At 74.6% G+C, this 6683-nt stretch carries 4 protein-coding genes; 1 reads left to right on the forward strand and 3 read right to left on the reverse strand.

Annotated features, from left to right (window positions below; genetic code table 11):
• Nucleotides 1-125 precede the first annotated feature (125 nt).
• The 3 genes from ACQRUO_RS38025 to ACQRUO_RS38035 form a co-directional block, all read right to left on the reverse strand.
• A complete protein-coding gene (locus ACQRUO_RS38025; RefSeq protein ID WP_428320749.1) occupies nt 126-938 on the reverse strand; it encodes an HlyD family efflux transporter periplasmic adaptor subunit in 813 nt (270 codons plus the stop codon).
• Between the two features lie 63 nt (nt 939-1001).
• Nucleotides 1002-2510 carry a SagB family peptide dehydrogenase gene (locus ACQRUO_RS38030; protein WP_428320750.1) on the reverse strand — a complete coding sequence of 503 codons (1509 nt, stop codon included), beginning with the start codon at nt 2508-2510 and terminating at the stop codon, nt 1002-1004.
• 19 nt (nt 2511-2529) lie between these two features.
• Nucleotides 2530-4764 (reverse strand): TOMM precursor leader peptide-binding protein, encoded by a 2235-nt coding sequence (locus ACQRUO_RS38035; protein ID WP_428320751.1) that lies wholly within the window; start codon nt 4762-4764, stop codon nt 2530-2532.
• Nucleotides 4765-5094: 330 nt separating this feature from the next.
• Here ACQRUO_RS38035 and ACQRUO_RS38040 point away from each other — a divergent pair.
• Nucleotides 5095-6683 (forward strand): AAA family ATPase (locus ACQRUO_RS38040; protein ID WP_428320752.1); only part of this gene is annotated, 1589 nt, incomplete at its 3' end.

The raw sequence follows: 6683 nt of genomic DNA on the forward strand, positions 1-6683 counted from the left end.
CCGGGCGGCCGGGGCGACGGCGGCGGCGCGCGCGGGCCGGCCCGCCCGGCGGGTCCGGCTGCGGCGCGGTCGTGGTGGTCCCGGTGGTCGCTTCGGGGACTGTCGAGGTCATCGGCGGGGCCCCCTCAGCGGCCGAGGATCAGGTTGAACGGCGTCTGGCGGCCCACGTCGACCGTCGCGGTGACCGAGACCTGGCTGCCCAGCGGCATCGGCGGCCCGGACTGCGAGGTCCAGGCGTAGCCGGTGCGGGTCGCCGGGTCGCGGACCAGGTCGATCAGCACCAGCCGCGGCGGTGCGCCGGTCAGGTAGCGCTGGGCCGCCAGGTCGCCGCCGACCAGGCCGGAGACCGCGTCCTTGGTGAGCGTGTACGGGCTGATCGAGGTGATCGTGCCGCGCAGCAGGCCGAAGGCGCTGGACGGCGCGGTGGAGACCGACAGGTCCACCTGCTCGCCGGGGGCCAGGCCGATCGCCTGGGGCGCCGGGACGAAGACCATCGCCACCATCCGGTCCGGCGAGGCGTCGGTGCGCTCCACCGAGGCGATCGGCGTGCCGGGCTCGACCACCTGGCCGGCGGTGACCGACAGGCCGACCACCTGGCCGCCGAACGGGCTGGTGACCTGCTGGGTGTGCCCCTGCGCGTCCTCGACCTCGACCACCGTCTGGCCGAGCGCGACCTGGTCGGCGGGCTGGGTGAGCACCGAGCGGACCATCCCGCCGTAGGGGCTCTGGATCAGCGCGGTGCCGTTGGGGTGGGTGAGCAGGCCGGGGGCGTCCACGGTGATCGGGATGTGTCCGGCGAAGGTCCACAACAGCGCCGCGGTCATGGTGATCAGCACCACGAACAGCGCGATCCAGCCGCGCGGCGCGGCCAGCAGGGTCGGCGAGTCGAGCTCGTCCGGCTCCCGCATCCGCTGCAGAGCCTTGAAGCGGAACTTCATCGCCTTCGCCTTCCTCGGGGTCTTCGCGTACGTCGGGTTCTTCGGGGTCTCATCGGGGCGGTCTCATCTCTTCGGCTCGCTCCTCGGCACGCCGATGTCCTGGCGCTCGATCAGGGCCCGGCTGCCGACCACCAGTTCGCCGACCGTCCCCTCGGTGAAGAAGTCGATGCCGCTGGCGGCGGCGAAGTCGGCCGCGTCCCCGCCGCCGAGTCCGCAGACCGCCAGGTCCATCGCGGTGCCGACCAGGTAGAGGGTCTGGTAGAGGGCGCCGACGTGCTTGAGGATCAGCGGGTAGGCGACCGTCTCGTACTTCCACATCACCCGGCCGAACCGGGCGGTGACCAGCAGCACCACCTGCGGGTCGCCCTTCATCAGGGCGGACTCGCGGGCGCCGGCCACCAGCGCGGCGGTGGCCGGGCCGGGCTCGGCCACCAGCTCCAGCTCGTGCCGGTCGGTCGCGTAGTGCCACAGCCCGGGCTTCAGGCCCGCGCAGTCGGTCACCAGCGGGTAGACCTCCAGCTCGTGCACCGCGCCGCCGCTGGGGTAGGGGCGGTCGGCCAGCTCCTGGCCGTCGCTGCCGGTGAAGGTCTGGCGCCGCCGCATGCTGCGGTAGAGCAGCTCGCCGAGCTGCTCGACGGTCAGCGGCGCGTCCTCGTCGTGGTCGCGCAGTGACCGGCGCTCCTCCAGGACCTGGCTGAACGGCCGGTCGTTGAACGCGATTTCGGTCAGGTCCGGGACGGCCAGGGAGACCCGCTCGCCGGGCCGCACCGGCGGTGAGGCGGGCTCGGGGCCGAACCGGTCGCCGAACCGGTAGGTGCCGCCGTAGCCGGCCACCGTGGTGGGGCGGCGGGTGCGCGCGTGGAAGACGAGGTCGGCGGCGGTCCACTGGGCCAGCCGCTGCTCGTCCAGCTCCGGCTCGTCACCGGGTGCGCCGGGGGCCAGCAGGCCGGCCGCGGCGAACAGCCGCAGGGTCTGCCGGGCGGCCTCCAGCGGCAGGCCGCCGGGGAGTTGGGCGAGCGCGGCCGGGCTGGTCCAGTCGGCCAGCGCCGCCAGCAGCCCGGCCGCGCTGCTCGCGAGCTCCACCCCCAGCGGGCTGCCGGGCGCCCGCACCAGCAGGGCGCCGTCCTGCACCGCGGCGGCGGCGAACCGGGAGAGCTTCAGCTGCCCGGTCGGGGCCGGGACCGGCCCCGGCTCGCAGGCGCCGCGGCCGATCGGGCGCAGGCCGGCCAGCTGCCGGGCGCCGTGCTCGTCGACCAGCGTGACCGAGTGCTCCAGCATGCCCGCCAGGCCGAGCCGGCGGCGGGTCAGCTGCCAGCGCAGCAGCCCGGCGTCGCCGTCCTTGGCAGCCACCAGCGCGGCGAGGTCCTCCTCGGAGTGCTCGCCGGCGGCCAGCGCGGCCACCGCCTCGCGGGCGCCCGCGGTCAGGTCCGGCAGGTTCAGCGAGCCGATCGGCGCGGTCAGCCGCAGCCCCCGGGCGGTGGCCGGTGCGGCGGCCGCGTCGCGGCGCAGCCGGACCAGCCGCAGCACCCGGGAGCTCAGCTCCGGTTCGGTCGGGTCGAGGACCGTGGTCATCAGTGCAGTCCCCCGCGGCCTAGAAGAAGACGTTCTTCGGGTTGAACTCCGCCTCGGTGTGCGGGGCCGGCAGCCAGCCCTGCTGCACCGGGACGTCGTAGAGCCGGCCGGGCGCGAGCCGGCGCCAGAAGTGCCGCATCCCGGGCGCGACCACCTTGACCACCTTGAGGTCCAGGTCGGGCCGGCTCTGGTCGAGCACGATGACCTCGACCCCGCGCTCGCGCGCCCGGTCCACGCAGTCGCGCACGTGGTCGGCCAGGTCGTGGCCGGCCGGGCGGGTGAAGTCGGCGACGGTGCTGGGCCGCTGGGCCCGGTCCGGGACCAGCCAGGGCTCGCCCGCGACGGTCGCCGTCCGGCACCACTCCAGGGTTTCCAGGTCGTCGGTGCGGTAGAGGGTCGCGCCGTGCTCGTCGCGGCGGTCCACGTACGGCAGGAACTGGTTGACCTCGGTCAGGGCGCGCACCGCGGCGATCTTCGGGTCGGGGTGGGCGCCGAAGCCCAGCATGATGTCCTCGACCTCGTGCTTGCGCCGGGAGACCGCCGCGAAGGTGGGCACGCCCAGGTCCGAGGTGATGTCCAGGACCCACAGCTCGCGGTCCATCGAGGCGTAGAACTCGCGCATGGTGCGCACGTACGGGTCGTTCAGCGAGTCCAGGTCGAACTCCGGGCGCGGCAGCCGGTTGTACCACCAGAGCGCGACCGCGTCCCGCTCGACGATCTCGCAGAAGCCCTGCAGGATCGCCTCCTCCAGCGTGTTGCCGCTGGCGCAGCCGTTGGAGTCGCTGACGCAGTAGAAGTGCTTGGCCTGGTCCGGGTGGCCGTACCAGGCGAAGCCGGCCGGCACCAGCCGCTCGGCGTCGTGGGTCAGCGACCAGGCGCGCGACCAGTCGAGCTCGGCCGCCTCCGGGAAGGGGTCCGGCACCAGGTGCAGGCGGTGGTTCGGCTCGGCGTTCCACTCCTTGCGGCCGGCGAACTGCTCCGCGGAGAAGAGCAGCACCCGGTCCATGTGGACCGCGGTCTGCGGGTCGAGGTCGCGGTAGGCGGCGCGCACCACCGGCTCCTCGCCGCGCCAGACCGCCGAATAGCGCTCGATCGCCTCGCAGACGGCGCTCACCTTGGCCTGGATCTCGGAGCGCCCCTTGCCGCCGCTCTGGCCGCGCATGTTGCGGCGCAGCAGGTCCATGTTGTCGTTGACCATGGCGAAGTTGTGGCCGGCGGTGAAGCTGTAGGTGATGCCGTTGCCGGTCTCCTCGTGCGCGCCGAGCCGGGTGATCGCGCCGAGCTGCGAGCTGATGTGGTGCTTGAGCCGGTCGTAGGTGACCTCGGGGGCCTGGATCCGGTAGCCGCCGTCGGTGGTGTGCCGGGCCGGGCTGGGCGAGAGCACCACCTTGGGGCTGCGCTCGGTGATCAGGCCGGGGTCGCCGCACTCGGGGCACTGCGGCTGGCGGACCAGGGCGTGCTCGGTGGTCTGCAGGGTGCCCAGGTCGAGGGTGATCATGGTGCCGTCCAGCGCCGCGGAGGTGCCGGTGGCCAGCAGCTTGGCGGCCTCGGCGGCGAGCAGCTGGCCGAGCAGCGCCGGGCCGGCCGCGATGGCCGCGGGCATCGGGTGGTACGGGACCGTCTCGCCGCGCTTGCCGGCCAGGTAGCGCTGGACCTGGCGGTTGCCGCTGATCCGCTGCGCGATGCAGCGCCAGCAGCCGGTGTGGCCGGGGCGCAGCAGCGGGCCGAGCCAGAGGCTGGTGCCGGTCGGCTTGGCCGGCAGCCAGGGCAGGCCGTCGGCCAGCCGGGCGGTGTTGAGCCGGCCGAGCGCCGGGTCGAGGTAGTCGTCGGTCAGCGCGACCACCAGGGCGTCGGGGCCCGCGGCCAGCGCCTCGGCCTCGTCCACCGCGCGGGCCCGCAGGCCGGCGCCGGTCAGCGCCTCGACCACCGGGGCGGCCGTGGTGCGCCCGCAGGCCAGCACCAGCAGCTCGGTGCGGGCGGCACCGGCCGGGACGGCGGCCGGGTCGATGCCCTGGGCGTCCCAGTAGGCCAGCTCCGGCGCCGGCAGCTCGGGGCGGCCCTCGGCCAGGTGGCCGGCCGCCTCGAAACGCCGCAGCGCGCCCAGCAGTTGGCCGAGCGGCACGCCGTCGCCCAGCTCCTGGAGCAGCTCGGCGACGGTGCGGGTGCCGTCCAGGTAGGGCACCAGGCGGACGGCGGCCTCGCCCGGCACCAGGTAGTCCTGGCCCTCACCGACCAGGAAGACTTTTCCGTCCACCGTTTCGCTCAGAAAATGAGCTTTGAGTCGCGGGCGTTCCATCGCATCCCCCGTGTTCCACGAGTACGGTTTCCGGGAGCGAATGCACCCCCCGGTCATCATTCGAACATGGCGGGAAAACGCCTGTACATACTGCAAATTCGGCATCGGTTTCGCCGTTACGCATCGGGGCGCAGGACGTATGCCGGGGCGCCGATACGTAGGAATGTACGTATGCTGCGCCGAGCATTGACAGGGGCACGGTGCAGGGGATACTGGTGGCCGGCGCGGCGGGTCGCCGACCGCGTGAGGTCGCAACCGGGGGGATGGGCAGTGCCGGCGGGGAATCTGTTGCACCGCGAACGGGAACTGGCGGAGCTGGGCGACGCGTTGGCGCAGGCCAGGGCCGGTCGGCCGGCGGTGGTCCTGATCCAGGGCCCGCGCGGAATCGGCAAGACCGCGTTGCTGCGGGCGGCGCTGGGCCGCATTCCGGGCGAGGCGGTGGTGCTCCGGGCGCGCTGCCACGACAATGAACGTGACTTTCCGTACGGAGTCGTGCGCCAGCTGTTCGACCCGTTCGTGAACCAGGCGAGCGCGACTAATCGGACGGATCCCCAGGAATTCCCCGAGGCCGTGCAGGACGGATATCGGGGACCGGACGGATATCTCGCCGAGGCGCTGCCGGAGGGCCGGGGAGTTGTCGGCGGCGGACGTCGACAGGTACTCGACAATCTTTTCCACGCGGCCCGCTCGCTCACCACCCGCACCCAGGTGGTGATGGCCATCGACGACCTGCACCTGGCCGACGACGATTCCCGGCAGTGGTTCTCCTATCTCGCCCGCCGGCTGGACGACCTGCCGGTGGTGCTGCTGGCCACCACCGCGGAGGAGGTCGGCGACCCGCTCGCCGCCGAGCTCGGCGCCCTCGGCCACACCCGCACCATCACCCCGGGCCCGCTCTGCGACTCCTGCGTGGCCGAGCGGGTGGCGCAGGCCTTCGACACCCCGATCGACCCGGAACTGGCCGCCGTCTGCTACGACCTGTCGCGCGGCAACCCGCTGGTGCTGGAGGAGGTGACGGCCCGGCTGCTGGCCGCCCGGACCTCGGCCGGGGCGCCGGAACCGGCCGCGGTGCTGCGGATCGGCGCCGCCGCGCTGGCCGACACCACGCTCAGCTGGCTGCGCGCCAGCCACCCGCGGGCGATGGACCTGCTCACCGGTCTGGCCGTGCTCGGCCCCGGCGCGGACCTGGCCACCGCCGCGCTGCTGGCCGGCCAGGGCGACCTGCTGGCCGACGAGGCGCGCGAGGCGCTGCGCCGCACCGACCTGATCGACCCCGGCCCGCCGGAGACCTTCCGCCACGAACTGGTCCGCACCGCCGTGCTGGCCCGCACCGACCCCAAGGTGCTGGTCGCCCTGCACGAGCGGGCCGCCGCGCTGCTGGCCCGGCTCGGCGCCCCCGCCGCCCGGACCGCCGAGCACCTGATGTCCTCCGGCACCACCGGTGTGGACTGGGCGCTGCCGGTGCTGCGCACCGCCGCCCGGGAGGCGGCCGCCGACGGCCACTGGGACGACGCCGCCCGCTACCTGCAGCGCGCCCTGGCCGAGGCCGGCGATCCGGCCCTGGTGCAGGCGCTGACCGTGCAGTTGGGCACCGTCGAGCTGCACCGCGACCCGGCCGCCTGCGCCCGCTACGCCGCGACGCTGGCGCTGGTCGCCGACCCGGCCGAGCGGGCTCGGCTGCTGCTGCCGTTCGCCAATCCGGTGCTGGCGGTGACCGCGGCCGGTGCCGCGGTGCCGTTCGCCGAGGCCGCGACCGCGCTGGCGCAGGCCGCGGACGCCGACCCGGAACTGCTGCTGCCGCTGGCCGCGCAGGCGCTGCTGGCCGGCCGGCGGATCGCGCTGCGCCGCCCGGTGGCGGCCCAGCGGGCTGGCGTCCC

Origin of the sequence: Kitasatospora sp. LaBMicrA B282 (assembly GCF_050325825.1) — a bacterium.
GTDB lineage: Bacteria > Actinomycetota > Actinomycetes > Streptomycetales > Streptomycetaceae > Kitasatospora.